Below are 24,802 nucleotides of genomic sequence, written 5' to 3' on the forward strand. Positions count from 1 at the left end.
TCGGTGATGCCAGTGAGCCGCCCGGTGTCGTCGTGCCAGTAGTGCTGGCTGCGCCCGAAGCGGTCCAGCACCTGGCCCAGTCGGTGGTGGCCGTTCGTGCCCGGCCACAGCAGCCACACGGCGCCGCCGCTGCCACTACCACTACCACTGCCACTGCCACTGCCACTGCCCGAGGCGGCGATCACGCACCGGGGATCGGCCCGCACTTCTTCGGGCACGTGGGCCCAGCGCGGCTGCCAGGCCCAGGGCTGCAGCTCGCACGGGGTGCGCGAGAGGGGGGCGCCTGCGGGCAATGTGCCGCCTGCGCCACCGCCGCGCAGCAGCCACAGGTCTTCGCTGGCGCTGTACAGCGCCTGGCCAGGCTCCAGGGCTTCGCCGAAGGTGATGGCCCGCCCGCCGGTGTCCAGCAGCACGGTGCGCTCGGCCTGCAGCTGCAGGCCGAGCTCCATGGGCAGCTTCCAGCCGTAGCCCAGCAGCCCGCAGCTTGCGCCGTGTTCTTCGTTCACGTAGCTGCTGTACTGGCGCTGCCACACGAGCGGCATGGGCCCGGGCAGGCTGAAGTCCAGTTCGTCCCCGCCCATCAGCACCTTGGCACCCAGCGCCGGGTTGACGGGGCTGCCCACCGCCATGCCGCCGGGGCACACGGAGCAGGCCACGCCCCCCGCCGAGCCGATGAGCACGGTGGCCGAGCCCTGGACGATGGGCCCGCCCTTTTTGGTCATGTCGCCTTGCCGCGCCGCTGGTTTGCCACTCATGCTGTCGTTCTTTCTCGGGGGATTCGCTGCCGATTTCAAGGAAGGATAGGTGTGGGCAAGGCTTGGATGACGCTACCTAAGGCGGTAGGCGCGTAGCAACTGCGAACTTGAAGCGGCGGCGATCATATCCCGGCAGATGGAAAGATACCGACGTCTACTGGGGGAAAACGACTGAAAGTAACGAAAAATAGTTGACTTTCAGAAAAGCACCGAATACATCCTCGCAGCCATTGACTCATCAAGCGGGTTACGCTATGCGAGCTTTTTTGCATAGGAATCCCTCCCATGACCCCACCCAGCCGCGTTCTCAACCCCTTGCTGCGCGAACGCACCATGACGGCCGAGCAGGCCGCCGAACTGATCCCCAACGGCGCGCGCGTGGGCATGAGCGGCTTCACCGGCGCGGGCTACCCCAAGGCCGTGCCCACCGCCCTCGCGCGGCGCATCGAAGGGCTGCATGCGGCGGGCGAGCCGTTCAGCATCGGGCTGTGGACGGGCGCCTCCACCGCGCCGGAGCTGGACGGCGCGCTGGCCAAGGTGGGCGGCATCAGCATGCGCATGCCCTACCAGTCCGACCCGACCTGCCGCCAGCAGATCAACGCCGGGCAGATGCAATACGTCGATGCGCACCTGTCGCACGTGGCGCCCTACGTGTGGTTCGGCTTCTGGGGCAAGCTGGACGTGGCGGTGATCGAGGTGGCGGGCGTGTTGCCGGACGGGCGGCTGATCCCGTCCTCGTCGGTGGGCAACAACAAGACCTGGCTGGACCAGGCCGACCGCATCATCCTGGAGGTCAACAGCTGGCAGCCCGAGGGGCTGGACGGCATGCACGACATCTACTACGGCACCGACCTGCCGCCCAACCGGGTGCCGATCCCGCTGGTGCGCCCGGCCGACCGCATCGGCGAGCCCTATCTGCGCTGCGATCCGGCCAAGGTGGTGGCGGTGGTGGCCACGCATGCGCCCGACCGCAACTCGGCCTACGCCCCGCCGGACGACACCTCCCAGCGCATCGCAGCGCACATCATCGAGTTCCTGCAGCACGAGGTGGCCAAGGGGCGCCTGCCGCCCGGCCTGCTGCCGCTGCAGTCCGGCGTGGGCAACATCGCCAACGCCGTGCTGGCCGGCCTGAACCACGGCCCGTTCGACCACATGACGGCCTACACCGAGGTGTTGCAGGACGGCATGCTGGACATGCTGCGCTCGGGCAAGCTGGACAGCGCCTCGGCCACGGCGCTCTCGCTGAGCCCCGCAGCCACCGAGGAGTTCACCCGCAACCTCGACTTCTACCGCGAGCGCATCGTGCTGCGCCCGCAGGAGATCAGCAACCACCCCGAGCTGATCCGCCGCCTGGGCCTCATCTCCATGAACGGCATGATCGAGGCCGACCTCTACGGCAACGTGAACTCCACGCACGTAATGGGCACGTCGATCATGAACGGCATCGGCGGCTCGGGCGACTACGCGCGCAACGCCTACCTGTCGATGTTCCTCACCCCGTCGCTGGCCAAGGGCGGTGCCATTTCGTGCATCGTGCCCATGGCCTCGCACGTGGACCACACCGAGCACGACGTGCAGGTCATCGTGACCGAGCAGGGCCTGGCCGACCTGCGCGGGCTGTCGCCCTCGCAGCGCTCGCGCGTGGTGATCGAGCGCTGCGCGCACCCGGACTTCCGCCCCGCGCTGCGCGACTACGTGGCCCGCGCCGAAGCCAGCGGCGGCGGGCGCCATACGCCCCATCTGCTGGGTGAGGCGCTGTCGTGGCACGAGCGCTATCTGCAGACCGGCACCATGCGCGCCTGAGCGACTCGCCCGCCGCTGCGACCGCTGGATAATCCGGCCCACTTTCCCGGCCCCGCGCCGCGGGCCAGGCTTCTCCCATCGCATGCAAGGAACCCCCATGTCCATCTGGAAGCGCCCCATCGATCTGTCCATCATCCAGGCCGGCAGCGAAGACACCGCCGTGTCCCACCTCGGCATCGAGTTCACCGAAATCGGCGACGACTTCCTGCGCGCCCGCGTCCCGGTCGATGCGCGCACCAAGCAGCCCTACGGCCTGCTGCACGGCGGCGTGAGCGTGGTGCTGGCCGAAACCCTGGGCTCGGTGGGCGCTGTGTACGCCGCACCGGAAGGCTGGCACGCCGTGGGCCTGGACATCAACGCCAACCACCTGCGCTCCGCCCGCAGCGGCTGGGTGACCGGCACCGCCAAGCCGGTGCACATCGGCCGCACCACGCAGGTCTGGCAGATCGACATGGTCAACGACGAGGGCGAACTGACATGCGTGTCGCGCCTCACGATCGCCATGCTGGCGCCGCGCTGATCTCGCCGCGAAGGGTTTGATTTATTCAGGCGCGGATTCGGACCGCGCCATGCGCTCGCTTTTCCAGTACACGTCGTCCCCGCCATCCAGACGATTGAGCACGCGCGCCAGCACGAACATCAGGTCCGACAGCCGGTTGAGGTAGCGCCGCGGCGCATCGCGCATGGCCTCGGCCGCGCCCAGCGCCACCACCGACCGCTCGGCACGCCGGGCCACCGTGCGGCAGATGTGGGCCTGCGCCGCCGCCCGCGTGCCGGCAGGGAGAATGAATTCGGCCAGCCGCGGCAGCGCCGCGTTGTGGGTGGCCAGTGCCTCGTCGAGCTGCGCCAGCGCATCGTCTTTCAGCAGCTCGTAGCCGGGAATGGAAAGCTCGCCGCCCAGGTTGAACAGCTGGTGCTGCACGTCCGACAGCAGCGTGCGAACGCCGTCCGGCAGCGGCTCGCACAGCAGCAGGCCGATGTGCGAATTGAGTTCGTCCACATCGCCCATGGCGTGGGGGCGCGGGCTGTCTTTGGAGACGCGGGAGTTGTCGCCCAGGCCCGTGGTGCCGTCGTCTCCGGTGCGCGTGGCGATCTGTGTGAGTCGGTTGCCCATGGCTGTTCCTTGTGGGTTGCGGGCCGCGCCAGAGGCGGCCGCGGGCATTGTGCGTTACAACCGGCAGGCAAATGTGTATCGCGGCAACAGCGGGCAAAAACGCTGGCCGGGCACCGCATGTTGCGGTGCAATACAACCCTGTTCAACTTTCACGGAGCGTGAACCCATGGCAGCCCAGCAACGACGGTCCCTTCCCTTCGACACCCGCAGCGTGATGCTGTTCGCGGCGATCACCCTGGGAGGCGCCGCAGTGCACGCACAGACCGCCTCCCCCACCCTCACCTCGCCCTCCAATCAACCCAACCAGACCTCGTCGGGCACCTCCATGGGCCTGCACCCTGGCGCCAAAGGCGCTACTTTCGGCGGCGCACAGACGACCGCACAACCCACATCCGGCGCGTTTGACCGCGTCGACAGCGACAAGAACGGCCAGCTGAGCCTGGCGGAGGCAGCCCGACTGCCCGCCATCGGCAACCGTTTCAAGGAGCTCGACAAGGACCACAACGGTGCCCTCTCGCGCTCGGAATTCGAGGCTGGCGCCCACTCCTGACGCCACCCGGAGCAACTACCACACGAACTCCATTCAACCCCGACGGGCCCGCATGCTGGGAGGCATGCGGGCCTTGATGCGTGTGTGCCCGCGCCGCGCCGTCAGTCGTTCAGCGAGGACAGGAACTGCCGCAGCTCCGGCGTCTGCGGATCGCCGAACAGGTCCTGCGGCGGGCCCATCTCGTGCACGCGGCCCTGGTGCATGAAGATCACGCGGTTGCTCACCTTGCGGGCGAAGGCCATCTCGTGCGTGACCATCAAGAGGGTCATGCCTTCGCGGGCGAGCGACTCCACCACGCGCAGCACTTCGCCCACCAGCTCGGGGTCGAGGGCGGAGGTGATCTCGTCGCACAGCAGCACGGCGGGCTCCATGGCCAATGCACGGGCGATGGCCACGCGCTGCTGCTGGCCGCCGGACAACTGTTCGGGCATGGCATCAAATTTTTCGGCCAGGCCCACGCGCTCCAGCAGCTTGGCGGCCTGGGCGGCGGCGTCTTTCTGCGACCGCTGCTTGACCAGCGTAGGGGCCAGCATGACGTCGCGGCCCACCGAGAGGTGCGGGAACAGGTTGAAGCTCTGAAAGATCATGCCCACGCGCTGGCGCAGCTCGCGCATGGCCATGGCGCTTTCGTGCAGCAGCGGCTTGCCGTCCACGGTGAGTGCGCCGTCCTGAAAGGTCTCCAGCCCGTTGATGCAGCGCAGCAGCGTGCTCTTGCCCGAACCGCTCTTGCCGATGATGGCGATCACTTCGCCGGGCTGCACCGTGAGGTCGATGCCCTTGAGCACCTCGTTGGTGCCGTAGGACTTGCGCAGCGCGGTGATCTGCACGATGGGCCGGCCGGCCGCCACGGGCGCGGGGGCTGCCACGGCGGGGACATCGGCCAGGGTTTCAGCGACGTTGGCCATGGAACTTCCTTTCAAGGTATTGCGCGTACAGGCTCACGGGGAAGCACAGCACGAAGTAGATGAGCGCCACGCAGGCGAAGACGGCAAAGGGCTTGAAGGTGGTGTTGGCGATCATTCCGCCGGCCTTGGTGAGTTCGACGAAGCCGATCACCGAGGCCAGGGCCGTGCCCTTGACCACCTGCACCAGAAAGCCCACCGTGGGCGCCGTGGCGATGCGGATCGCCTGCGGAAGGATCACGTGGCGCATCTGCTCGCCGAACGACAGGGCCAGGCTGCCCGAGGCCTCCCACTGCCCCTTGGGCACCGAGGCCACGCAGCCGCGCCAGATCTCCACCAGGAACGCGCTGGTGTAGAGGGTGAGCGCCACGGCGGCCGAGGTCCAGGCCGACACGTTGAGCCCCACCAGCGCCAGCCCGAAATACGAAAGAAACAGCTGCATGAGCAGCGGCGTGCCTTGAAAGACCTGCACGTACAGGCCCACGGCGCGCTCCACCGCGCGCCCGCCCGTGAGCCGCGCCACCAGCAGCAGGCCGCCCACCAGCCCGCCGCCGACGAAGGCGATGAGCGAGAGCACGACCGTCCAGCGCGCGGCGAGCAGCAGGTTGCGCAGAATGTCCCAGAGGGTGAAATCGACCATCTCGCTGTCCTTGCTGAAGGTGTCTGTATCGCGTGTGCGGCATCGGTCCGCGTTCAGCGGCCGAAGAGAAAGCGCGGGCCGAGCCAGTGCAGCAACCGGCGCAGGGCGATCGACAGCACCAGGTAGATGGCCGTGGCCACGATGAACGATTCGAACGCGCGGAAGTTGCGGCTCTGGATCAGGTTGGCGGCATAGCTCAGGTCCTGCACCGAGATCTGGCTGCACACCGCCGAGCCGAGCATGACGATGACGATCTGGCTCACCATGGCCGGCCACACCTTGCGCAATGCGGGTGGCAGCACCACGCGCGTGAACACCTGCACGCGCGACAGCGCCAGGCTCACCGCCGCTTCGACTTGGCCGCGCGGCGTGGCAAGAATGCCGGCGCGGATGATCTCGGTGGAATAGGCACCCAGGTTCATCACCATGGCGATGAACGAGGCGGTCTCGGGCGAGAGCTTCACGCCCGCGGCCGGCAGCCCGAAGAAGATGAAGAACAGCTGAACGATGAACGGCGTGTTGCGGATCAGCTCCACATACGCCCCCACCGGCCAGCGCAGCGCCGCCGGCCCGCTGGCCCGTGCCCAGGCGCACGCGATGCCCACGGCCATGCCCACCACGGTCGCCACCGCCGTGAGGGCCAAGGTCCAGGCCACGCCGGTGGCCAGCAACGGCCACTGCGACAGCACGGCCATGAAGTCGAACTCGATGCGCATGGGGGGCCGATCAGGTCAACGGGTCAACAGGTCAGGGAATGCGACTGGGCGATAGGGCCTGGGCAGGCTCAGATCGGCAGATCGCCAGCGGGGCGGCCGAGCCACTTCTTGGCCATGGTGTCCAGCTCGCCGCTCTTCTTGGCGCTGGCAATGATTTCGTTGACCTTGGCCATCAGCGCGGCTTCGCCCTTGGGCAGGCCGATGAAGCACGGGCTGTCTTTCAGCAGCAGCTTGTATTCGGCCTGCAGCTGCGGGTTCTTCTGCATCATGTTGCCCGCCACCGAGGCGCTGGTGGCCACGAACTGCGTCTGGCCAGCCACGAAGGCGGCGATCGTGGCGTTGTTGTCCTCGAAGCGCTTCACGTCGATGCTGGGCGGCGCGACCTTGGCGAGTTCCTGGTCTTCCATCGCACCGCGCGTGACCGCGACGCTCTTGCCGGCCAGATCGGTCCAGGCCTTGGCGGTGAGCGACTTCGGTCCGAAAACGGCCTGGTAGAACGGTGCATAGGCCGAGGTGAAGTCGATGACCTTCTCGCGGTCCGGGTTCTTGCCCAGCGTGGAGATGACGAGGTCGGCCTTCTTGGTCTGCAGGTACGGAATGCGGTTCGCGCTGGTCACCGCGACCAGTTCCACCTTCACGCCCAGCTTGGCGGCGATCAGTTCGGCCATGTCGATGTCCAGGCCCTGGGGCTTGAGGTCGGTGCCGACGAAGCCGTAGGGCGGGTAGTCGGTGGGAATGGCGATCTTGATCGTCTTGGACTTCATGATGTCGTCCAAAGCGGTCTGTGCCTGCGCGGGCACGACGGCGCACACGAGGCCGGCGGCGGCCACGAGGCCCAGGGCCAGGCGGCGGGAGAGAAAGCGGGTGGCGAAGGTCATAGCAAGGCTCCTAGGTAGGTGGATGCGTCGCCTGGGGACGCGGCGGGGGATGGGGAAGCGGTGGACGAATCGGAAGAAGGCGATGCGCCTGCAGCGCGCCCGGTGCGCACGGGCGCCAGCGCGCTGCGCAGGTGTTCAAGCGGATCGGGGCTGGCCTGCAGGCGCAGGGCCGATTGCACCGAGCCGATGTGCTCGGCCATCAGCGCCTCGGCCCGGGCGATGTCGCCCGCCTCCAGCGCTTCGACGATGCGCACGTGGTCTTCGCACGATTGCGCCGCATCGTGCGAGGACTGGTAGAGCATGGCGATGAGCGTGGTGCGCGCGGTGAAGTCGCGCAGCGTGTCGGCCAGCAGGCCGTTGCCCAGGCACTCTGCCAGGCACACGTGGAAGTCGCCGAGCAGGAAGCTGCGCGCGCCCACGTCGGTGCCGGCCAGTGCCGCCTTTTCGCGTTGCAGGTGGGCGCGCAGCTTGCGCACCGCGGCCTTGTCCACGGTCTTCAACTGGTGCAGCAGGCCAAGCTCGATCACGCGGCGGGCTTCGAAGGCTTCGCGCGCCTCGTCTTCCGAAGGTTCGATCACGTACCAGCCGCGCCGCGCGCTCACGGTGACGATGCCGCGGGTGGACAGCCGCGTGAGCGCCTCGCGCACGATGGTGCGGCTGCAATCGAACAGCATGGCGAGCTGCTGCTCCCCCAGGCGCGAGCCGGGAGCGAGCTTTTGCGCCATCACGGCTTCGATGATGCGGTTGCTGATTTCGGTGGCGCTGGTCATTGCCACGGAACTACGCAGGTTCCGTGCCAACTGGTATACAAGCCAGATGCACCAGTTTGGCGCCTGGCCTGCGCGGGATCAGCTCACAGCACGCCGTCCCACGCCTTCATGGCGGCAGAGGCCGGCGCCGGACCGCACCAACCCAAGTCGTTGAAGAACTGCATCCAGGGCGTGGCGGGGACATGCTCGGGCCAGCCGGGATCGCCCAGCCTGGCGAAGTCGGCCCAGGCGCCGTGCATGGCATCGGCCAGCGACTGGGGCGCGGCTTTGCCGGCGAGTTCGCGGCCGGTGGAGGTGTCGAGGTTGCCGAAAACGAACGGCAGGTCCATGCCATGCGCGGCGCCCAGTTGCCCGTTGCATTGCGGCGAGCGCCATTCCAGTTCGTACAGGTGCACCGGCAGCCGGTGCGCGGCGGCCAGGGCCGCGATGCGGCGCGCAGGCACGCGGTAGTAGTAGTCGGACTGCATGGCGCACAGCATTTCGCCCGCATGGGCACCCCCCTGGCATGCGGGCAGCGCCGCATACGCCTGGCGGGCGGCGGCCGGCAGGCCCGTGTCCCGCATGAAGGCGGTGACGTCTTCTTGCGTGATGCGGTCGATGGCGCCGTTCGGCACGTGGTACAGGCGCATTTCCTCGGCATTGCTGCCCACCAGCACCTGCAAGGCCGGGCGCTGGGGCACTGCCCACCGGCGGTGCAATGCGGCCAGCGGCGCCTGCGCGAGCACTTGCCCGTCGATCACCGGGCGCAGCGGAAACAAGGTGCGGCGGCTGAAGCCGTGCCGGTCGCGAAGGGCTTCGTCTTCGGCCAGGCGGTGCACGGCGAACAGCACATCGGCCAGCGGCGCATTGCCCAGGCCCTGCAGCGTGGGCGGCACGCCCAGCAGTTGCCCCACGGCCACGCGCACCACGTCGGCTTCGGCCACCGTCTGGCAGGCCACGCTGGGACTTTGCAGGATGGCGCGGTGGAACAGGCCCTGCGCGGCCTCCATGCCCATCAGGCAGGCGATGGCGCCCGCGCCGGCCGATTCGCCGAACACCGTCACGCGGTCAGCGTCGCCGCCGAACGCGCCGATGTGCTCCCGCACCCAGCGCAACCCGGCCAGGATGTCGAGCAGGCCCCGGTTGGCCGGCGCTTCGCCGCCGAAGTGCATGAAGCCGTCCACCCCCAGGCGGTACTGCAGCGATACGAGAACGATGCCTTGGTGCGCGAACGAGGCGCCGTCGTACAGCGGGTCGCTCGCACCGCCCCGCAGGAAGCCGCCTCCGGGAATCCACACCATCACCGGCAGGTTCGCCCCCGCGCGCGGCTCAGGGGTCCACACGTTCAGGGCCAGGCAATCCGCACCGCCGAGCATGCGGGCGTTGGCGCCGCCGCCACGGGGCCACTGCGGCGGCACCGGCGCGAACGCCGTGGCATCGCGCAGGCCTGTCCAGGCATCGGCGGGCTCGGGGGCAGCGAAACGCAGCGCTTCCTGCGGGGCCTGCGCGTAGGGCACGCCCCGGAACACGGTCACGCCACGGTCATGGCGCCCCCGCAGCCCACCGCCGTGGGCCAGGTGCACGCTCGGCACGGTATCCAAAGTCATTCAGTGGCCAATCCCAATTTGTCGATCAACGGCTTCCAGACGGCAGTATCGCGCGCCGCCCAGGCGCGCGCATCGCCGGGAACCGAAGGCCCCAGGGTGACGTTCATGGCTTCCATGCGCGTGCGGTAAGCGGTGTCGCTGCTGCGGCATTTTTCGGTGGCGGCATTGAGCGCGCCCACCAGCGCGGGCGGCGTGCCGGCACGGGCCACCACCGCGATCCACGCGGTGCGGGCCAGGTCCTGGGCGGCTGGGAAGGCCTCGCCGATCGCGGGCACATCGGGCAGCAGCGGCGACCGTTGCGGCGCGAACACCGCCAGGGGCACGAGCTTGCCGGACTTCGCGTGGGGCGCGGCCGTGCCGATCACCAGGGTCATCGCATGGATCTGCTGGCCCATGAGCGCCGTCAGGCCCGCGCCTTCGCCCACGAACGGCACGTGCGTGCCCGCCACGCCCATGCGTTCGAGCAATGCGGCGGTCAGCAGGTGCGCGGGGCTGCCCTTGCCGGGCGATCCGAAGTCGAGCCCGCCCGGCTGCGCCCTGGCCAGGTCGGCCAGTTGCGCCAGCCGGGTCACGCCCTGCCCCGCCGGGACCGCCAGCACCAGCGGCGTGCTGCCGAGCACCGCCACGCTGGCGAAGTCGTGCGGCGGGTCGTAAGGCGGTTGCTTGTAGACGTAGGGCGTGATGGTCATCTGCGACATGCCGATGGTCATCAGCGTGTAGCCGTCCGGCGGCTGCGACTTGAGCGCGTTGACGGCCAGGATGCCATTGGCCCCGGGCTTGTTCTGCACCACCACCGGCTGGCCCAGCTCGCGTGCGGCGCAGTCGGCCCACGCGCGCGTCATGGCGTCGGACGCACTGCCCGGAGGCTGCTGCGCGATGAGCTGGATCGGCTTCGATGGATAAGCCGCCGGCTGGGCGGCCGCCACAGCCGCCAGCGAAAGAAGGGCAGCGCCGGCGATGGTGCGCAGCGCCGCGGGGCTATGGGGGTCCATGGGTTTTGTCTCCTGGGGTCGTGGTGGATGCCGGATACCGCGGGTGCCGCCACAGCGCGCCTGGCCGGGCGCAGGCGTAGGCCGAGTGCACCGCTATGCCCGGCGCGCTTTTTCTTTTTGAACCGGTGGCTGGGACGTGGGTATGCGCGAGCGCCTCGCCGCCGGTGATGTCGGTGATGCCGTTGGCGCAGCATCGCCAAGGCACTCGCAGCGCTGTGCGATCAGCGTGGCCAGGCAATCGAGCTGCGACAAGCCGGCTTCGTCGGCCGGGCGGAACATCTCCAGCAGGCCCAGGCCGCGCAGCGTGGAAAACACCAGCCCCACGAAGCCCTCGCGCTGCGGATCGCCGGCCAGCTCGGGAAACGCCTCGAAGAACCCCGCATGCATGCGCGCATTGAGCGTCTGGCGCAGCGCTGCGATATGCTGCACCACCTCGGGCTGGTTGCGGCTGCCCAGGTAGATGTTCCAGGCCGCCATGAAACGCGGCTGCGCATAGACGAGGTTCCACGCGGACTGCACGAAATGCTGCGCACGCTGCAGCGCCGGCAGCGAGGCGGCGGGCCACAGCAGCCCTTCGCGGTCTTCGGCGGCGATCAGCTCGCTCAGCACGCGCATCATCAGCACGGCCTTCGATTCGAAGTGATGCTGCACGGCCCCCGACGTCATGCCCGCCGTGCGGGCCAGCTCGTGGATCGACATGGCCTCGAAGCTGCGCGACTGGATGACCTCGATGGCCGTCGCGATCAGGTGCTGCTGAGTGGCCGCGCTGCGCTCGGCATGCGTGCGGCTGGGAACGGCCCTGCGAAGCGTGCGGTGGATCATCGGCAGCAAACGTTATACATTTCGAACGTAATGTAAATAGGCCGCTGCGCAGGGGTCAATCCCGGGCATACCCGGCCCGGCCGCGCTGCCTACAATGAAAAACCGCATACACGATGAATATGCCTGGAGACACGCCATGAACGCCCCTGCCGCCGCCACGCACCTGCTTCCCGAAATCCAGCTGCGCCCCGTCCCCCAAGCCCTGCTCGACGCGCTTTCCGCGCGCTTCGGTGCGCAGTGCTCTACCGCACAGGCCGTGCGCGAACAGCACGGGCGCGACGAAGGCTCGCTGAAGGCGCCGCCGCCATCGGCCGTGGTGTTCGCCGAGACCACGCAGGACGTGGCCGACGCCGTGGCATTGGCCGCCCGGCATGGCGTGCCGGTCATTCCGTACGGCGCGGGCTCGTCGCTCGAAGGCCACCTGCTGGCCGTGCAGGGCGGCATCAGCATCGACGTGAACCGCATGAACCGCGTGCTTAGTGTGGATGCCGACGACCTCACCGTCACCGTGCAGCCTGGCATCACGCGCAAGCAACTCAACGATGCCATCAAGGACACCGGGCTGTTCTTTCCCATCGACCCGGGCGCGGACGCGAGCATCGGCGGCATGTGCGCCACCCGTGCCAGCGGCACCAATGCCGTGCGCTACGGCACCATGCGCGAGAACGTGCTGGCGCTCGAAGTCGTGACGGCCAGCGGCGAGACCATCCGCACCGGCACGCGCGCCAAGAAGAGCGCCGCGGGCTACGACCTCACCCGCCTCATGGTGGGCAGCGAAGGCACGCTGGGCGTGATCACCGAAGTCACCGTGCGCCTGTATCCGCTGCCTGAAGCCGTGTCGGCCGCCATCTGCTCTTTCCCGAGCATCGAGGCCGCCGTGCGCACCACCATTCAGACCATCCAGCTGGGCGTGCCGATCGCGCGCGTGGAGCTGATCGACGCGCACACCGTGCGCATGGTCAACGCCCACAGCAAGCTGGGCCTGCGCGAAGAACCCATGCTGCTCATGGAGTTCCACGGCTCGCCCGCCGGCGTGAAGGAGCAGGCCGAGGTGGTGCAGGAGATCGCGGCCGAGTTCGGCGGCAATGCCTTTGAATGGGCCACCACCCCCGAAGAGCGCACCCGCCTGTGGACCGCGCGGCACAACGCCTATTTCGCCGCCGTGCAAAGCCGCCCGGGCTGCCGCGCCATCAGCACCGACACCTGCGTGCCCATCAGCCGCCTGGCCGACTGCCTGCTCGACTCGGTGACCGAAGCCGACGCCAGCGGCATTCCTTACTTTCTCGTCGGCCACGTGGGCGATGGCAATTTCCACTTCGGCTACCTGATCGACCCCGACAGCGCCGAAGAACGCCTGACCGCCGAGAACCTGAACCACCAGCTCGTCGCGCGGGCTCTGCGCCTGGGCGGTACCTGCACGGGCGAGCACGGCGTGGGCCTGCACAAGATGGGCTTCCTGCTGGACGAGACCGGTGCAGGCGCGGTGGACATGATGCGCGCCATCAAGCAGGCGCTGGACCCCAAGAACATCCTGAACCCCGGGAAGATCTTTGCGATGTGACACGGGCGGCCGAAGCCATGGCTGAGAAACGACTGACCTTGCGCCGCCGGCGCTGGACGCTCGTTTTTTCCCTGCCGTTCACCGTCCTGATGCTGGTCATCTGCATCTATTCGGTCTTTCTCATGTTCACCGGAGACCGGCTGGTCACTTTCATCGCCGGGCTCTCGGCATTCGGAACCTTCTGCGTCGGGGGCACGCTGGGAAAGGCCGTGGTCCAGGCCCTCTATGACCTTCAACCCGCCGTGATCATCGATTCACACGGGCTGAACGATGTCCGGGGCGGGAACGGCCTGGTGCCGTGGCAGGAGATCGAGCGGGTAACGCTGGACCTGGACGAGCAGCGCATCCTGGTGGATATGGCGGACCATGCAGTGCCCGAGCGGCGCAGGCGGGTCAGCAAGACACGGCGACTTCTCTCGGGCGGCGATTACACCGTGGCGCTGGCGGGCCTGAGCTACCACCCCCAGGAACTGGGACGGGCACTGGCCTGGCATCACCGGCAGAGCGGCAATCGCCGCGGGGTGCATGGCGGATCGGAGTCCGATCCCACTGCGGCGATTGCCGGTTGAACCGCGATGTTCAAAATCCTGCTGCTCATCGCGTTGGCCATTCCGCCCGGATTGGCCGCCAAGCTCGATGCGCCCCGATGGGCCTTGCTGCTTTCCGCCGTGCCCTTCGGCCTGCTCGCGATGCAGATGGGAGACTCGGACGAGCACCTGTTCGGCGACGCGTCGGAAAAGGTCGGGGGGTTTCTGTTCCTGCTCATGGGCATCGGCGGCGTCGCGCTGGGACTGCTGGCGTGGAGCCTGCGGGGCACCGCCTCGACCCTGGGAATGCTCTGGTGGTTTCTGCCGTTCGGCCTGGTGCTTTTGCTCGTCGGAATCGTCCGCCTTCTTTTCAAGTGATGGCCTTTTGCCCGGCGGCCCGTCATAGCGATGGCACCCATCTCAGCCCCTTCTTTTCCTGCGATGCAACACATGGCTCGTTCTCCCAACGGAACCCATCGGGCGGCGCTGCGCTTCGAAGGCGAGATCCGATTCGGTCCTGAATACTTTCGCCTGTCGATCGATGCCCGCACCGTGCCGAATCGAATCTTCGGGCAGCCCCTGCAGTGGTCGGCCGACTCGCGCTTCCTTGCCGCGCAGGAATGGCTGACCACCGACTACGCCAAAGGGCCCATCACCTGCGCTGCGCTCATCGATGTGGATGCCTGGAAGATCGCCCGGCTGCAAGTGCTCCCCAAAGGGTTTGCCGAGGCCTTCCGGTTCGGCGATGGCGTGCTCGTGTATCGAAAGACCTTCGCTGCGCAAGGCATCGAGTCCGAAACCGAAGTGGCGCTGGGCGCCATCGACAGCTGGCAGGACATTCACGCGCCGCCGATCCCTTGCGCGGACGCCTGATCGCCCTGCTGGGCCCATGCCTGCACCCTTCATCGTTTCAACCCTGCACCAGGAGGTCCCATGAAGTGCTTCGTCCACCGGGACACGGACGCCATCGGCACATGCCGTGCCTGCAACAAAGGGCTTTGCCCGACCTGCGTGAAGGACCTGGGCCATTCCATCTGCTGCCACGGCGCTTGCGAGACCAAGGCGCGCACGCTGGACTCGCAGGTCGCGCAAAGCAGCGTCGTTCTGGCCGCGCAGCGGCGCAACCGGTTTCTCGCACCCATTTTCTTCATCCTGGCCGGCGCTTTGTTCATCGCGTTCTCGGGCAGCGGAAAGGGGTCATGGTTCGGGTTCGGCCACGCGTTCGGACTGGGCTTCATCGTCTTCGGACTGGTTCTGGGCGTTGTGAGCCACCGGTACGCCAAGGATCTCGAACGCAAAGCTGATGGGCAGGTCTGAGGCAGTCCGCGTCTTGTTGTTCGGTGAAACGAATCTCACGCACGGAGTGACAAAAACGCAGCCCAATGCATGAGATGCTCCGCAAAACGCCCACCGCAGGCCTTAGCGCCCGCCGAACGATTCCAAACAGGGGAGACAAGTCCATGCCAGACCACAGCGCCGCCGACAGCGGCTTACAGCAAACGCGCAAGGCCACCGCTAGTGGCTGGATCGGCTCGGTGCTGGAGTACTACGACTTCTTCATCTACGCCACCGCCGCCTCGCTGATCTTTCCGCAGATCTTCTTCCCCGCGGGCAACCCGACAGCGGCCATCGTGGCGTCGCTGGCCACCTACGGCGTGGGCTATGTGGCGCGGCCCATCGGCGCCCTGGTGCTGGGCCACTGGGGCGACACCCATGGCCGCAAACAGGTGCTGGTGCTGTGCATGTTCTTGATGGGGTTGTCGACCCTGGCGGTGGGGCTGCTGCCCACCTACGCACAGGCCGGCCTGCTGGCGCCGGCGATGCTCGTGGTGCTTCGCCTGATCCAGGGCTTTGCGGTGGCGGGAGAAATCTCGGGGGCCAGTTCCATGATCCTGGAACACGCACCGCCCGGGCGCCGGGGCTTTTACGCCAGCTTCGCGCTGCAGGGCGTGCAGGCGGGTCAGGTGCTGGCGGCGGCCGTGTTCTTGCCGCTGGCGTACTTTCTGCCGGCCGAGCAGTTCAACACCTGGGGCTGGCGCATTCCCTTCCTGCTGAGCTTCATTGTGATCCTGGTGGGCTACTACATCCGCCGCGAAGTGCAGGAAACGCCCGTGTTCACCGCCGAGCGCCGGCAGGGCGCCGTGCCGCGCGCGCCCATCGTGCAGGCGTTCCAGGAGAACGGGGCGAACATGCTGCGCGTGGTCTGCATGGCGCTGATGAACGTGATTCCGGTCGTGGCGACGGTGTTCGGCGCGGCCTACGCCGTGCAGCCGGGCTATGGCGTGGGCATGGACAAAAGCGTGTACCTGTGGATTCCCGTGCTGGGCAACATCGTGGCCGTGCTCGTGATCCCGCACGTGGGCAACCTGTCGGACCGCATCGGCCGGCGCCCGCCCATCATCGTGGGGGCGCTGCTGTCGGGGCTGCTGGCTTTTCTGTACCTCTACGCCATCAGCATCCACCACGTGCCCCTGGCGATCGGCATGTCGCTGCTCATGTGGGGCGTGGTCTACCAGGGGTACAACGCGGTGTTCCCCAGCTTCTATCCCGAGCTGTTCCCGGCCCGCACCCGCGTGACCTCGATGGCGATCTCGCAGAACGTGGGCACCACGCTCACCGCCCTGCTGCCCGCGCTGTTCGCGGCCGTGGCGCCACCGGGGTCCGCCAACGTGCCCGCCACCGTGGGTGCCATCGCGTTCGCGGTGACGGCCGTCGCGGCGCTGGCCGCCTGGTCGGCCCGCGAAACCTTCCGCATCCCCACGAAGGACCTGGGCCAACCCGGCGCCCAGCCCCTGTCCGCTGCCGCGTACGAACAGGCCCGCCAGGAGACCCTGCGCAGCCACCCAGGCGGCCGATGACGCCGTTGCAACGATCCCCTTCACGACGCCCCGCCAGGCGCACCGCAGTCCCGCCATGCACCAGATCATCAACGGCAGCACCCGCCTGATCGCCCACCTGGGCTACCCGACCGAGGCCTTCAAGGCCCCGATGATCTACAACCCATGGTTTGCGCAACAGGGCATCAACGCCCTCGTGGTGCCCATGGGCGTACAGGCCGAGGATTACCCTGCCACGCTGCAGGTGCTGCGGCGCATGAGCAACTGGCACGGCGCGCTGGTGACCATGCCGCACAAGGTGAGCACGCTGGCGCTGGTGGATGCGCTCACGCCCACGGCCCGCATCGCGGGTGCCTGCAATGCGATCTTGCGGCTGCCCGACGGGCGGCTGCTGGGCGACCAGTTCGACGGCGCAGGCTTCGTGCGCGGCGTACAGCGCAAGGGCCTTGCCCTGGCCGGCCGGAGTGCGCTGGTGTCCGGCTGCGGCGGCGTCGGATCGGCCATCGCCGCGTCGCTGGCGGCCGCCGGCGTGGCCGAGCTGGCGTTGTTCGACACGGAGGCCCAGCGCGCGGGCGCGCTGGCCGATCGGCTGCGGCAGCACTACCCAGCCCTGCGCACGGCACAGGGCAGCAACGACCTGGCAGGGTTCGACCTCATCGTTAACGCCACGCCGCTGGGCATGCGCAAGGACGATCCCCTGCCCTTCGACGTGGACCGCATCGCCCCCGGCACCTTCGTGGGCGAGGTCGTGATGTCGCAGGCCCACACACCACTGCTGCAGGCCGCCATGGCCCGCGGCTGCCCGGTGCAGGAAGGCACCGACATGCTGTTCGAGATGATTCCCGCCTACCTGGAATTTTTCGGCTGGGGCAGCGCCACGCCCGAAGCGCTGCGCGCCGTGGCGTGCATCGTGTATTGAGATTTACTGCTCGGCCAAGAACATCGGCTGCGGCAGCTTCACACTTGCCGTGGCGAGACGAGCAATTCCCTCAAACGCATTCTGGCTCACTGCAGGCTGGGGGAGCGTTGCGATGCTCTTTCAGGGCTCCACTCCGTATGCACCCAGGCAGTGAGCCGGTTGTTATATGCAATCCCTTGGCTTGCCACCGAGCCATTTTGCTGAACCAGATCCTCTCGTACAGATCGGCTGGCACCCTTAGCCAGTGTTAGAAGATGGCTTTTAGGGTCGGGCAGAGTGTCAGGAGCTACGGGCAATTTTCTTTTGGAACCCAACAGCTTGCGCAACGCGTCATGGTCGGCCAAGACCCATGACTCCACTTCCCGCACCGCAACGCGCAACAGCAAATTTTCCGGCGCTGGCTGGCTTCCCAGCCAACCCTCTACCAATTTCTGAGGGCAGCTCAAACGGTCAAGATCGGTGATGATCAACACCGCCTGTCGCTTCGCCAACTCTCTCCATTTGGGCATGCCTGAACGCAGATAGCCAAAACCGTTCTTTCTCAGCAAAAGATTCAAGGTCACGACCACTGGTAACTCCAGCAAAAGCCGCTGGCCGATGGCTTCACTTAACGCGTCTTCCGTAGCCAATGCCACCAAAGTCATTGCCAAAGGCCCAACTGGTTTACTGACGCCGGGCGGGTCTTGGGCAATATGACTTCCGCCACAGACAAACCTGCCTGTATCTCGCGCGCTTCCTGCGCAGTGACCGTTCGCGCTGTAGAACCTTGCTCACCGGTCTCCAACAGTACGACGCCCCGGCCGTCGATGCCAGGATTGCTCAAGAGGGCTTCGCTGTGCGTACTCAGCAGAATTTGTCGCCGCACCTTCTTGTTGCGTTGCAAGCGCTGCAAGATCAGTGGAATCTCCTTCACGATCGCGTCGTTGAGGGAAATTTCGGGCTCCTCAAGCAACAGCAGCGAGTTACCCTCCAGCAGCGTCCACAGCAGCCCCAGCAGACGCAATGTGCCATCTGAAAAATGCTCTTCCGATTGCCAGCCTGCGTTTGGCCTGTGATGAACATATAAAGCCTCTAAATGCGGATGCCCGAGTTTGTCCGGCGTGAACCGTAACTCCGCGAACTGGGGCACGGCTAGTTTCAGCGCCTCGCCGATCTTGTTAAGGCGTGCCGTGCGTGCTCTTTCCGGCGTTTTGGCAATGCGCTCGAGAAAACCTTGCCCAAAAGGGTCATCTTCGATTCGATTGATGCCCATTTTTTCCGCAAATTTGAGCAATTGCGGCACCAGATGGAGATAGGTCAAGGTGCCGAAGAACTCCGCCAATTCTCGAAACTGCCCATTGGCACCGATCTGTTCCAGCCGCGTCTGCGTCAACAAGATGGGATCCGCCTTGTCGCTCGCATCGGGCCGCTGGAAGAGACGTCGCCCGTCCTTCCAGACCTGTTCATTTGAAATCAAGATTCTCTGCGCGCCTTTGCCTTCTGGCTTGAACCCCAACACATAGCGCCACTCAGGCGCCGAATCGGCGGTAGATGCCAACTCGATGTCGATCAACACTTCGTTATCAGTCCGTGCATGGAGACAACGCAGTTTGCTGATTCCATCGCGATCAGCCACAGCCGTTTGCAAACCCCCGCCTTTCGATTTGCTTACATCGCGCAAAAAGCGAAATGCATCCAGAAGATTGGACTTGCCTGAAGCATTCGGCCCCAGAAGGTAAGAAACCTCCCGAAGCGGCACGTCAATGGCCCGGAAATTCCGCCAGTTCTTCAGTTTGAGTCGGGTGACCAACATCATCTTCTCCTTGAAACGCCCCATAACGGATTACACGCGAGGGGCTTCGCATACCCGGGCATTGGATTATCGCGGCGGCACCGTCACGCGCCGTGCTACCGTGCCCATCGGTTTTCAACGACGGCTCGATTCCTTCCAAAAAAACTTCGTGCCTTGCCAAGGACGTTCTCAATGCACTCCAACCCCCGCTCCCTCGGCCCCTTCCAAGTCCACCCCATCGGCCTGGGCTGCATGAACCTCAGCCACGCCTACGGTGTGCCGGCCTCGCGCGAGCAGGCCGAGCAGGTGCTGCTGACCGCGCTCGACGAGGGCGTGACGCTGTTCGACACGGCGGCGCTGTACGGCTTCGGGGCCAACGAGACGCTGGTGGGGGACATCCTGGCGCCGCACCGCCAGCGCATCACGCTGGCGAGCAAGTGCGGCATGCAGGGCGTGGACGTGAACGGCGACGGCAAGCTGGTGCGCGTGATCGACGGCCGGCCCAGCACCTTGCGCGCCACCTGCGAGGCCAGCCTGCGGCGGCTGCGCACGGACGTGATCGACCTGTATTACCTGCACCGCTGGGACCGGCGCGTGCCCATCGAGGACAGCGTGGGCACGCTGGGCGATCTGGTGCGCGAGGGCAAGATCCGCAGCGTGGGCCTGTCGGAAGTGTCGGCCGCCACGCTGCGCCGCGCGCATGCCGAATACCCCATCACGGCAGTGCAGACCGAGTACTCGCTGTGCACGCGCAACCCCGAGATCGCGGTGCTCGAGGCCTGCCGCGAACTGGGCACGGCATTCGTCGCGTTCAGCCCGCTGGCGCGGGGCTTCCTGGGCGGCGCGCTGCGCGATGTGTCCACGCTTGTGCCGGGCGATTTCCGCCGCACCATGCCCCGCTTTGCGCCCGACGCGTATGCGGCCAATCTGCGCTTGCTGGATGCCTACGAGGCCATCGCGAAAGAGGCCGGCTGCACGCCCGCGCAACTGGCCCTGGCCTGGCTGCTGGCCCGGGGGCCGGAGATCATCCCGATTCCCGGCACCACGAGCGTGGAGCACCTGCGCGACGACCTGGGCGCGGTGGACGTATCGCTCGACGCCAGCCTGATGGCAAGGCTCGATGCGCTCATCCACGACGGCACGATGGCCGGCGACCGCTACCCGCCGCAGGCGCAGGCCGAGGTGGATACCGAGGTGTTCTGAGCGCACTGCGGAGCAGGTGGCAATTGCTATTATTTAGATAGCAATACTCCCTAGGGGAATATGCGCTGGAGGCTTAAAAGGCTTGAAGTGCCGAAGGCGGCAGGCAGGCCGCCAGCGATACCTGCCGGCGTCCGTCAGGCCGCCATGGGCCGCGACGCACGGGCCCGCGCCGCCACGCCCGCACCCACCACGCCGGCCGAGGCCACGCCCAGCACCAGCGCCGCCGCCGAGCCGTAGAAGATGCCGTGCGCCGCGCCGCGGTCCAGCAGGGCCCCGAAGATGGGCGCCGCCACGCAAAAGCCCAGGTCCAGGCCCGAATACACCGTGCCGTACACCCGCCCCGTCGCTCCGGGCGGCGCGGCGCGCTTGATCAGCATGTCACGCGAGGGGCCGGCCAGGCCGGTGCCCAGGCCCGCGATCGCGGCGAATGCCACGGCGCCCATGCCGGGCAGCCAGCCGGTGCCCACCAGCAGCAGCAGCACGCCCGTGGCCAGCAGGCACACGGTGATGATGCCTTCCAGCCGGGCCACGCGGCCGGCGAGAAAGCCCCCGACCACCATGCCGGCGGCGCCGCACAGCATGTAGCCCGTGACCACCATCGACGTGACGGACAGCGGCAGGCCGTACATCTGCTGCAGCGCGGGGCTGGCGAAGCTCTGGATGGCGCTCAGGGCGCAGGTCGTCCAGAAGAAGAACGAGAAACACAGCCACACCGAAGGCAGCTTGAGGAAGGCCATGGGGTGCTCGGCCACGGCTGCGGCGCCGGCAGCACCACCGGGCTTGGGCACCGCGGCCCAGGCGCCCTGGCGGTCGTCCAGCGCGTCGCGCTGCCACACCATGACGGCCAGCACCACGGCCGCCAGCGCGGCCCCGCACAGACAGGCGGTGCGCCACGATCCGGTGGCCGTGGCGATGCCGGCCATGAACACCGGCGCCGTGGCCCAGCCCAGGTTGCCCGAGATGCCGTGCACCGAAAAGCCGTGGCCCAGGCGCTGGGGCGACACGCGCTTGTTCAGGATGGTGAAGTCCACCGGGTGGAAGGGCGCATTGCCCAGGCCCGCCAGCGCCGCCGCCAGCACCAGCCCCGCGTAGCCCTGGGAGGTACCGGCCATCAGGCCCGCCACGGCGAAGCTGGAGAGCGCGAAGAACAGGATCGGCCGGGCGCCCACCCGGTCCACCAGAAAGCCCGACAGCGCCTGGCCCACGCCCGAGATGATGAAGAACACCGACACCAACAGCCCCAACTGCGAGTAGTTGAAGCCGAACTCCGCAATCAGGAACGGAAACAGCGGCGGCAGCAGCATGTGAAAGAAGTGCGACGAGCCGTGCGCCAGGCCGATGAGGCCGATGGTGCGGGCGTCCTGGCGCAGCGTGCCTGCGGGCGCTGTGGCGGGGGGATTTGCGGTGGAAGTCATGCCTGCGATCTTAGGCAGGCACGCGGCGGCAGGTTGACGATAGACTGCCAACTTCTATCGCGAACATGCCAAGCACTCTACCTTCCACGCTGCCGCGCACCACCGCACGCGCGGCCATCGCCGGTGCCGCCGCCGGCGCGCGTCCCTCGGTGGCGGGCGCCATCTCGCCGCCTGCACCGCCCGAAACGCGCCCGCGCCGCGCGGTCTCGTACGTCAGCTCGCTCACGCCCGATCTGTTCGTGCCGAGCGCGCAGCGCCCGGTGCGCGCCAAGACCCGCTGGCTGCCGGCCGACACGCAGGTGCTGCCCCACCGCCACCCCTGGGCGCAGCTGGCGATCTCGACCACGGGCGTGATCCACCTCACCGTGGCGCAGGGCACCTACATCGTTCCCCCGTCGCGCGCGCTGTGGATTCCCCCGGGCGTGGAACACGCGGTAACCATGGTGCAGGACGCCGACCTGCGCACGCTGTACCTGCACCAGCCGCGCGGGCGCTGCGGCCCGGGCGGGGCCGGGGGTGTGCAGCGCGAGGCGGACGACCCGGCCTGGCGCCAGTGCCGGGTGCTGGAGGTGTCGGAACTGCTGCGTGCCCTGGTGCGCGAAATGCCCACCGAGCCCGACGGTGCCGAAGTGCCGCCCACGGCCGAAGCGCTGCGGCGCGAGCGCCACCTGAGTGCGCTGATCTGCGACGAAGTGCGCCGCGCCGCCGCCCTGCGCCTGGGCGTGGACCTGCCGCGCGACAAGCGCCTGCTGCACCTGTGCAAGGCCGTGCTGGCCGACCCCACCCGCCACGCCACGCTGGAGGACTGGGCCCGCGACACGGGCGCCAGCCCGCGCACCGTGGCGCGCCTTTTCCACACCGAGCTGCGCAGCACCTTCACGCAGTGGCGCCAGCAGGTGATCCTGTCCAAAGCCGTGGCGCTGGCCGCCACGCGCGTGCCGGTGGGCCAGATCGCCGCCGAACTGGGCTACAGCGCCAGCGCCTTCAGCGCCATGGTGCGGCGCGCGGTCGGGCAGACGCCCGGGCGGTTCCTGGGGCAGCAACAACAGCAGCAACCGGCGTCGGTGGCGGCCGATCCGCACTGAGCGCCCGCAAGGCACAGGCCATCTTTGGCCGCGAGCCGGTGTATCGTCACACGACCATGACCCAGCCCTCCGACATCCACAGCTACGAACCGCGCCTGGGCCACGGCCTGCCGCACGATCCCTTCAACGCCATCGTGGGCCCCCGGCCCATCGGCTGGATCGCCTCGCGCAGCGCTGCGGGCGTGCTCAACCTGGCGCCGTACAGCTTTTTCAACGCCTTCAACTACACCCCGCCGATCATCGGCTTCGCCAGCATCGGCGCCAAGGACACGCTGGCCAACATCGAAGCCACCGGCGAGTTCGTCTGGAACCTGGCCACCCGCCCCCTGGCCGAAGCCATGAACCAGACCTGCGCCGCCGTGCCGCCCGAAGTGGACGAATTCGCGCTCGGCGGCCTCACCCCCGCGCCGTCGCAGATCGTTTCCGTCCCCCGGGTGGCCCAGAGCCCCGTCGCCATGGAATGCCGCCGCACGCAGATCGTGCAGCTCGAAGGCGTGGATGGCACCAAGGTGCCGACCTGGCTGGTGCTGGGCGAGGTCGTGGCCGTGCACATCGACCGCTCCCTGCTGAAAGACGGCGTGTACGACACGGCGAACGCAGGGCACATCCTGCGCGCGGGCGGCCCGGCGGATTACTTCACGGTGGGGCCGGAGCAGGTGTTCAAGATGTTCCGGCCGCGCTGAGGCCGCGCGCCGGACGCACCATCCACGCCACCGCCACGACGGCCAGCAAGGCGATAGCGGCCCCGACGAATCCCACGCTGCCCACGCCCCACAGCGGAATGCTTGCACCGCCCAGCACGGCGCCCAGCGCGATGCCGCCGTTGGCCGCCGACACGTTGATGGTGCCGGCCAGCGCCTGCGCCTGGGGCGCCGACTTCATCACGCGGATCTGGCAGATGGGATAGAGCGCGGTGTTGGCCACGCCCCAGACCGCCAGCGCCGCGGCCAGGCCCAGCGTCCACGGCGCGAGCAGGATCGACGCCACCATGCCCGCCGCCAGCAGCGCGCTGAACCCTGCCGTGGCGGCCAGCGGCTTGCGGTCCACCCACCGGCCGCCCAGCCAGTTGCCCAGCAGGCCCACCGCGCCGAAACCCATCAGCCACCAGCCGACGTGCGCGGGCGGAATGTGCGCCACCTGTTCCAGCACTTCAGCCAGGTAGGTGTAGCCGGTGAACATGGCCGTGAACACCACGACCGAAAGCGCCACCTGCGCCAGGAAGGCCGGGCTGCGCAGGATGCGGGCCTGTTCGGCGAGCGCCACGCGCCCGGTGGTCTTCAGGGTCGGCATGGCGAAGAACAGCAACACCGCCACCAGCAGCGACAGCGCCGCCAGCATCCAGAACGCCGCGCGCCAGCCGATGGCGTCGCCCGCCAGCGTGCCGAGCGGAATGCCGAACAGCATGGCGCCGGAGATGCCCAGGTACACCGTGGCCACCGCCCGCCCCGCGCGCTGCGGGCCGGCCAGCTGCGCGGCCGTGTCGCTGGCGGTGCCCCAGAACACGGGCAGCGCCAGCGCCGGAATCACCCGGGCGATGGCCAGCGTCCACAGGTTGGGCGACACGGCCGCCAGCGCATTGGACGCGGCGAACAGCACCAGCACCGCGAGAAACAGCCGCTTGCGCTCGATGTGTGCCAGCCAGGCCGTGAGCACCGGGCCGCACAGCATCACCACCACCGCGAACAGCGTGACCAGTTGGCCGGCCTTGGAGACCGAGACGCCCAGATCGCGCGCCAAAGCGGGCAGCAGGCCGACCATGAGGAATTCGGTGGTGACGATGACGAACGCGGCCACGGCCAGCACAACGGTGGAGGCGTGGCCGCTGCCGGAATGCGGCGCAGCGGCAGCGGGACGGAGGGGAGGCACGGCGGGGGAGCGGGTGGACATGGATCGAAAACCGAAGAGGCTGTGGTAGCAGCGCGCCAGGTTATTCAAGATCGCACTTCCGCTGTGCGA

General features: G+C 67.8%; 27 protein-coding genes. 13 read left to right on the plus strand and 14 right to left on the minus strand.

Features of this window, described 5'->3' with window-relative positions:
* A partial coding sequence (locus BLT03_RS07750) for a DUF6531 domain-containing protein (RefSeq protein WP_245711286.1) occupies positions 1–755 on the minus strand: 755 nt, incomplete at its 3' end.
* Positions 756–1,040: 285 nt separating this feature from the next.
* On the opposite strand from BLT03_RS07750, the gene scpC reads away from it, so the two are divergent.
* The gene (gene scpC / locus BLT03_RS07755; protein ID WP_092742063.1) at positions 1,041–2,558 is read left to right on the plus strand and encodes a succinyl-CoA:acetate CoA-transferase ScpC; all 1,518 of its coding nucleotides are present in this window, start codon (positions 1,041–1,043) and stop codon (positions 2,556–2,558) included.
* A gap of 97 nt (positions 2,559–2,655) precedes the next feature.
* Positions 2,656–3,078, plus strand: coding sequence for a hotdog fold thioesterase (locus tag BLT03_RS07760; RefSeq protein ID WP_092742065.1), 423 nt, complete (start codon positions 2,656–2,658; stop codon positions 3,076–3,078).
* Positions 3,079–3,099: 21 nt separating this feature from the next.
* Here BLT03_RS07760 and BLT03_RS07765 read toward each other — a convergent pair whose 3' ends face one another.
* A complete protein-coding gene (locus BLT03_RS07765; protein WP_092742990.1) occupies positions 3,100–3,672 on the minus strand; it encodes a cob(I)yrinic acid a,c-diamide adenosyltransferase in 573 nt (190 codons plus the stop codon).
* 166 nt (positions 3,673–3,838) lie between these two features.
* Here BLT03_RS07765 and BLT03_RS07770 point away from each other — a divergent pair, with 166 nt between their 5' ends.
* Complete coding sequence (locus BLT03_RS07770; protein WP_092742067.1) at positions 3,839–4,222, plus strand: EF-hand domain-containing protein; 384 nt, start codon at positions 3,839–3,841, stop codon at positions 4,220–4,222.
* Positions 4,223–4,323: 101 nt separating this feature from the next.
* Here the strand turns inward: BLT03_RS07770 and BLT03_RS07775 are convergent, their stop codons facing one another.
* The 8 genes from BLT03_RS07775 to BLT03_RS07810 form a co-directional block, all read right to left on the minus strand.
* Positions 4,324–5,127, minus strand: coding sequence for an amino acid ABC transporter ATP-binding protein (locus BLT03_RS07775; protein WP_092742069.1), 804 nt, complete (start codon positions 5,125–5,127; stop codon positions 4,324–4,326).
* The gene (locus BLT03_RS07780) at positions 5,111–5,764 is read right to left on the minus strand and encodes an amino acid ABC transporter permease (protein ID WP_092742071.1); all 654 of its coding nucleotides are present in this window, start codon (positions 5,762–5,764) and stop codon (positions 5,111–5,113) included. The genes BLT03_RS07775 and BLT03_RS07780 overlap by 17 nt, the downstream gene beginning before the upstream one ends.
* Positions 5,765–5,817: 53 nt before the next feature.
* On the minus strand, positions 5,818–6,480 hold the full coding sequence (locus BLT03_RS07785; RefSeq protein ID WP_092742073.1) for an amino acid ABC transporter permease: 663 nt from the start codon (positions 6,478–6,480) through the stop codon (positions 5,818–5,820).
* Positions 6,481–6,548: 68 nt separating this feature from the next.
* A complete protein-coding gene (locus BLT03_RS07790) occupies positions 6,549–7,358 on the minus strand; it encodes a transporter substrate-binding domain-containing protein (RefSeq protein ID WP_092742075.1) in 810 nt (269 codons plus the stop codon).
* Positions 7,355–8,128 carry a GntR family transcriptional regulator gene (locus BLT03_RS07795; protein ID WP_092742077.1) on the minus strand — a complete coding sequence of 258 codons (774 nt, stop codon included), beginning with the start codon at positions 8,126–8,128 and terminating at the stop codon, positions 7,355–7,357. The genes BLT03_RS07790 and BLT03_RS07795 overlap by 4 nt, the downstream gene beginning before the upstream one ends.
* 83 nt (positions 8,129–8,211) lie before the next feature.
* Entirely contained in the window at positions 8,212–9,714 is a 1,503-nt protein-coding gene (locus BLT03_RS07800) for a carboxylesterase/lipase family protein (RefSeq protein ID WP_092742079.1), read from the minus strand.
* A complete protein-coding gene (locus tag BLT03_RS07805) occupies positions 9,711–10,706 on the minus strand; it encodes a Bug family tripartite tricarboxylate transporter substrate binding protein (RefSeq protein ID WP_092742081.1) in 996 nt (331 codons plus the stop codon). Before BLT03_RS07805 ends, BLT03_RS07800 begins: the two co-directional genes overlap by 4 nt.
* A gap of 93 nt (positions 10,707–10,799) precedes the next feature.
* Complete coding sequence (locus tag BLT03_RS07810) at positions 10,800–11,528, minus strand: TetR/AcrR family transcriptional regulator (RefSeq protein WP_092742083.1); 729 nt, start codon at positions 11,526–11,528, stop codon at positions 10,800–10,802.
* A 136-nt stretch (positions 11,529–11,664) separates the two neighbouring features.
* On the opposite strand from BLT03_RS07810, the gene BLT03_RS07815 reads away from it, so the two are divergent.
* From BLT03_RS07815 to BLT03_RS07845, 7 genes are all read left to right on the plus strand, one after another.
* Positions 11,665–13,089: an FAD-binding oxidoreductase gene (locus tag BLT03_RS07815; RefSeq protein ID WP_092742085.1), complete on the plus strand. Its 1,425-nt coding sequence runs from the start codon at positions 11,665–11,667 to the stop codon at positions 13,087–13,089.
* Positions 13,090–13,106: 17 nt separating this feature from the next.
* The gene (locus tag BLT03_RS07820) at positions 13,107–13,658 is read left to right on the plus strand and encodes an STM3941 family protein (protein ID WP_092742087.1); all 552 of its coding nucleotides are present in this window, start codon (positions 13,107–13,109) and stop codon (positions 13,656–13,658) included.
* Positions 13,659–13,664: 6 nt separating this feature from the next.
* Positions 13,665–13,994: a hypothetical protein gene (locus BLT03_RS07825; protein ID WP_092742089.1), complete on the plus strand. Its 330-nt coding sequence runs from the start codon at positions 13,665–13,667 to the stop codon at positions 13,992–13,994.
* 72 nt (positions 13,995–14,066) lie between these two features.
* Positions 14,067–14,489 carry a hypothetical protein gene (locus BLT03_RS07830; RefSeq protein ID WP_245711287.1) on the plus strand — a complete coding sequence of 141 codons (423 nt, stop codon included), beginning with the start codon at positions 14,067–14,069 and terminating at the stop codon, positions 14,487–14,489.
* 60 nt (positions 14,490–14,549) lie between these two features.
* Complete coding sequence (locus BLT03_RS07835) at positions 14,550–14,933, plus strand: hypothetical protein (protein ID WP_092742091.1); 384 nt, start codon at positions 14,550–14,552, stop codon at positions 14,931–14,933.
* A gap of 143 nt (positions 14,934–15,076) precedes the next feature.
* Positions 15,077–16,474 (plus strand): MFS transporter, encoded by a 1,398-nt coding sequence (locus BLT03_RS07840; protein WP_092742093.1) that lies wholly within the window; start codon positions 15,077–15,079, stop codon positions 16,472–16,474.
* Between the two features lie 64 nt (positions 16,475–16,538).
* Positions 16,539–17,372: a shikimate dehydrogenase family protein gene (locus BLT03_RS07845; protein WP_092742993.1), complete on the plus strand. Its 834-nt coding sequence runs from the start codon at positions 16,539–16,541 to the stop codon at positions 17,370–17,372.
* An 86-nt stretch (positions 17,373–17,458) separates the two neighbouring features.
* On the opposite strand, the gene BLT03_RS23830 is transcribed toward BLT03_RS07845, so the two are convergent.
* Together BLT03_RS23830 and BLT03_RS07850 are read right to left on the minus strand one after the other, a co-directional pair.
* Complete coding sequence (locus BLT03_RS23830; RefSeq protein ID WP_175537699.1) at positions 17,459–18,007, minus strand: hypothetical protein; 549 nt, start codon at positions 18,005–18,007, stop codon at positions 17,459–17,461.
* 5 nt (positions 18,008–18,012) lie between these two features.
* Positions 18,013–19,164: an AAA family ATPase gene (locus tag BLT03_RS07850; protein WP_092742996.1), complete on the minus strand. Its 1,152-nt coding sequence runs from the start codon at positions 19,162–19,164 to the stop codon at positions 18,013–18,015.
* Positions 19,165–19,335: 171 nt separating this feature from the next.
* Between BLT03_RS07850 and BLT03_RS07855 the strand changes: the two genes are divergently transcribed.
* The gene (locus BLT03_RS07855; protein WP_092742095.1) at positions 19,336–20,346 is read left to right on the plus strand and encodes an aldo/keto reductase; all 1,011 of its coding nucleotides are present in this window, start codon (positions 19,336–19,338) and stop codon (positions 20,344–20,346) included.
* A 134-nt stretch (positions 20,347–20,480) separates the two neighbouring features.
* Here BLT03_RS07855 and BLT03_RS07860 read toward each other — a convergent pair whose 3' ends face one another.
* Positions 20,481–21,761, minus strand: coding sequence for an MFS transporter (locus tag BLT03_RS07860; RefSeq protein ID WP_092742097.1), 1,281 nt, complete (start codon positions 21,759–21,761; stop codon positions 20,481–20,483).
* 65 nt (positions 21,762–21,826) lie between these two features.
* On the opposite strand from BLT03_RS07860, the gene BLT03_RS07865 reads away from it, so the two are divergent.
* Both BLT03_RS07865 and BLT03_RS07870 read left to right on the plus strand, forming a co-directional pair.
* On the plus strand, positions 21,827–22,846 hold the full coding sequence (locus BLT03_RS07865) for an AraC family transcriptional regulator (RefSeq protein WP_139160348.1): 1,020 nt from the start codon (positions 21,827–21,829) through the stop codon (positions 22,844–22,846).
* 56 nt (positions 22,847–22,902) lie between these two features.
* Positions 22,903–23,529, plus strand: a complete 627-nt coding sequence (locus tag BLT03_RS07870) for a flavin reductase family protein (protein WP_092742099.1) — start codon at positions 22,903–22,905, stop codon at positions 23,527–23,529.
* On the opposite strand, the gene BLT03_RS07875 is transcribed toward BLT03_RS07870, so the two are convergent.
* Positions 23,507–24,733: an MFS transporter gene (locus BLT03_RS07875; protein ID WP_092742101.1), complete on the minus strand. Its 1,227-nt coding sequence runs from the start codon at positions 24,731–24,733 to the stop codon at positions 23,507–23,509. The two genes, BLT03_RS07870 and BLT03_RS07875, sit on opposite strands and share 23 nt — an antisense overlap.
* Positions 24,734–24,802: the final 69 nt, after the last annotated feature.

It is taken from the genome of Paracidovorax valerianellae, assembly GCF_900102625.1.
Lineage (GTDB): Bacteria > Pseudomonadota > Gammaproteobacteria > Burkholderiales > Burkholderiaceae_C > Paracidovorax > Paracidovorax valerianellae.

What these genes read in the sequence shown, in the direction of transcription:
- BLT03_RS07875 (WP_092742101.1), bottom strand. Translation starts at nt 24,733, where the DNA reads ATGTCCACCCGCTCCCCCGCCGTGCCTCCCCTCCGTCCCGCTGCCGCT.
- BLT03_RS07765 (WP_092742990.1), bottom strand. Translation starts at nt 3,672, where the DNA reads ATGGGCAACCGACTCACACAGATCGCCACGCGCACCGGAGACGACGGC.
- BLT03_RS07820 (WP_092742087.1), top strand. Translation starts at nt 13,107, where the DNA reads ATGGCTGAGAAACGACTGACCTTGCGCCGCCGGCGCTGGACGCTCGTT.
- BLT03_RS07835 (WP_092742091.1), top strand. Translation starts at nt 14,550, where the DNA reads ATGAAGTGCTTCGTCCACCGGGACACGGACGCCATCGGCACATGCCGT.
- BLT03_RS07780 (WP_092742071.1), bottom strand. Translation starts at nt 5,764, where the DNA reads ATGGTCGATTTCACCCTCTGGGACATTCTGCGCAACCTGCTGCTCGCC.
- BLT03_RS07805 (WP_092742081.1), bottom strand. Translation starts at nt 10,706, where the DNA reads ATGGACCCCCATAGCCCCGCGGCGCTGCGCACCATCGCCGGCGCTGCC.
- BLT03_RS07775 (WP_092742069.1), bottom strand. Translation starts at nt 5,127, where the DNA reads ATGGCCAACGTCGCTGAAACCCTGGCCGATGTCCCCGCCGTGGCAGCC.
- BLT03_RS07815 (WP_092742085.1), top strand. Translation starts at nt 11,665, where the DNA reads ATGAACGCCCCTGCCGCCGCCACGCACCTGCTTCCCGAAATCCAGCTG.
- BLT03_RS07840 (WP_092742093.1), top strand. Translation starts at nt 15,077, where the DNA reads ATGCCAGACCACAGCGCCGCCGACAGCGGCTTACAGCAAACGCGCAAG.
- BLT03_RS07800 (WP_092742079.1), bottom strand. Translation starts at nt 9,714, where the DNA reads ATGACTTTGGATACCGTGCCGAGCGTGCACCTGGCCCACGGCGGTGGG.
- BLT03_RS07760 (WP_092742065.1), top strand. Translation starts at nt 2,656, where the DNA reads ATGTCCATCTGGAAGCGCCCCATCGATCTGTCCATCATCCAGGCCGGC.
- BLT03_RS07860 (WP_092742097.1), bottom strand. Translation starts at nt 21,761, where the DNA reads ATGACTTCCACCGCAAATCCCCCCGCCACAGCGCCCGCAGGCACGCTG.
- BLT03_RS07785 (WP_092742073.1), bottom strand. Translation starts at nt 6,480, where the DNA reads ATGCGCATCGAGTTCGACTTCATGGCCGTGCTGTCGCAGTGGCCGTTG.
- BLT03_RS07830 (WP_245711287.1), top strand. Translation starts at nt 14,067, where the DNA reads ATGGCTCGTTCTCCCAACGGAACCCATCGGGCGGCGCTGCGCTTCGAA.
- BLT03_RS07795 (WP_092742077.1), bottom strand. Translation starts at nt 8,128, where the DNA reads ATGACCAGCGCCACCGAAATCAGCAACCGCATCATCGAAGCCGTGATG.
- BLT03_RS07810 (WP_092742083.1), bottom strand. Translation starts at nt 11,528, where the DNA reads ATGATCCACCGCACGCTTCGCAGGGCCGTTCCCAGCCGCACGCATGCC.
- scpC (WP_092742063.1), top strand. Translation starts at nt 1,041, where the DNA reads ATGACCCCACCCAGCCGCGTTCTCAACCCCTTGCTGCGCGAACGCACC.
- BLT03_RS07790 (WP_092742075.1), bottom strand. Translation starts at nt 7,358, where the DNA reads ATGACCTTCGCCACCCGCTTTCTCTCCCGCCGCCTGGCCCTGGGCCTC.
- BLT03_RS07870 (WP_092742099.1), top strand. Translation starts at nt 22,903, where the DNA reads ATGACCCAGCCCTCCGACATCCACAGCTACGAACCGCGCCTGGGCCAC.
- BLT03_RS07855 (WP_092742095.1), top strand. Translation starts at nt 19,336, where the DNA reads ATGCACTCCAACCCCCGCTCCCTCGGCCCCTTCCAAGTCCACCCCATC.
- BLT03_RS07770 (WP_092742067.1), top strand. Translation starts at nt 3,839, where the DNA reads ATGGCAGCCCAGCAACGACGGTCCCTTCCCTTCGACACCCGCAGCGTG.
- BLT03_RS07825 (WP_092742089.1), top strand. Translation starts at nt 13,665, where the DNA reads ATGTTCAAAATCCTGCTGCTCATCGCGTTGGCCATTCCGCCCGGATTG.
- BLT03_RS07850 (WP_092742996.1), bottom strand. Translation starts at nt 19,164, where the DNA reads ATGTTGGTCACCCGACTCAAACTGAAGAACTGGCGGAATTTCCGGGCC.
- BLT03_RS07865 (WP_139160348.1), top strand. Translation starts at nt 21,827, where the DNA reads ATGCCAAGCACTCTACCTTCCACGCTGCCGCGCACCACCGCACGCGCG.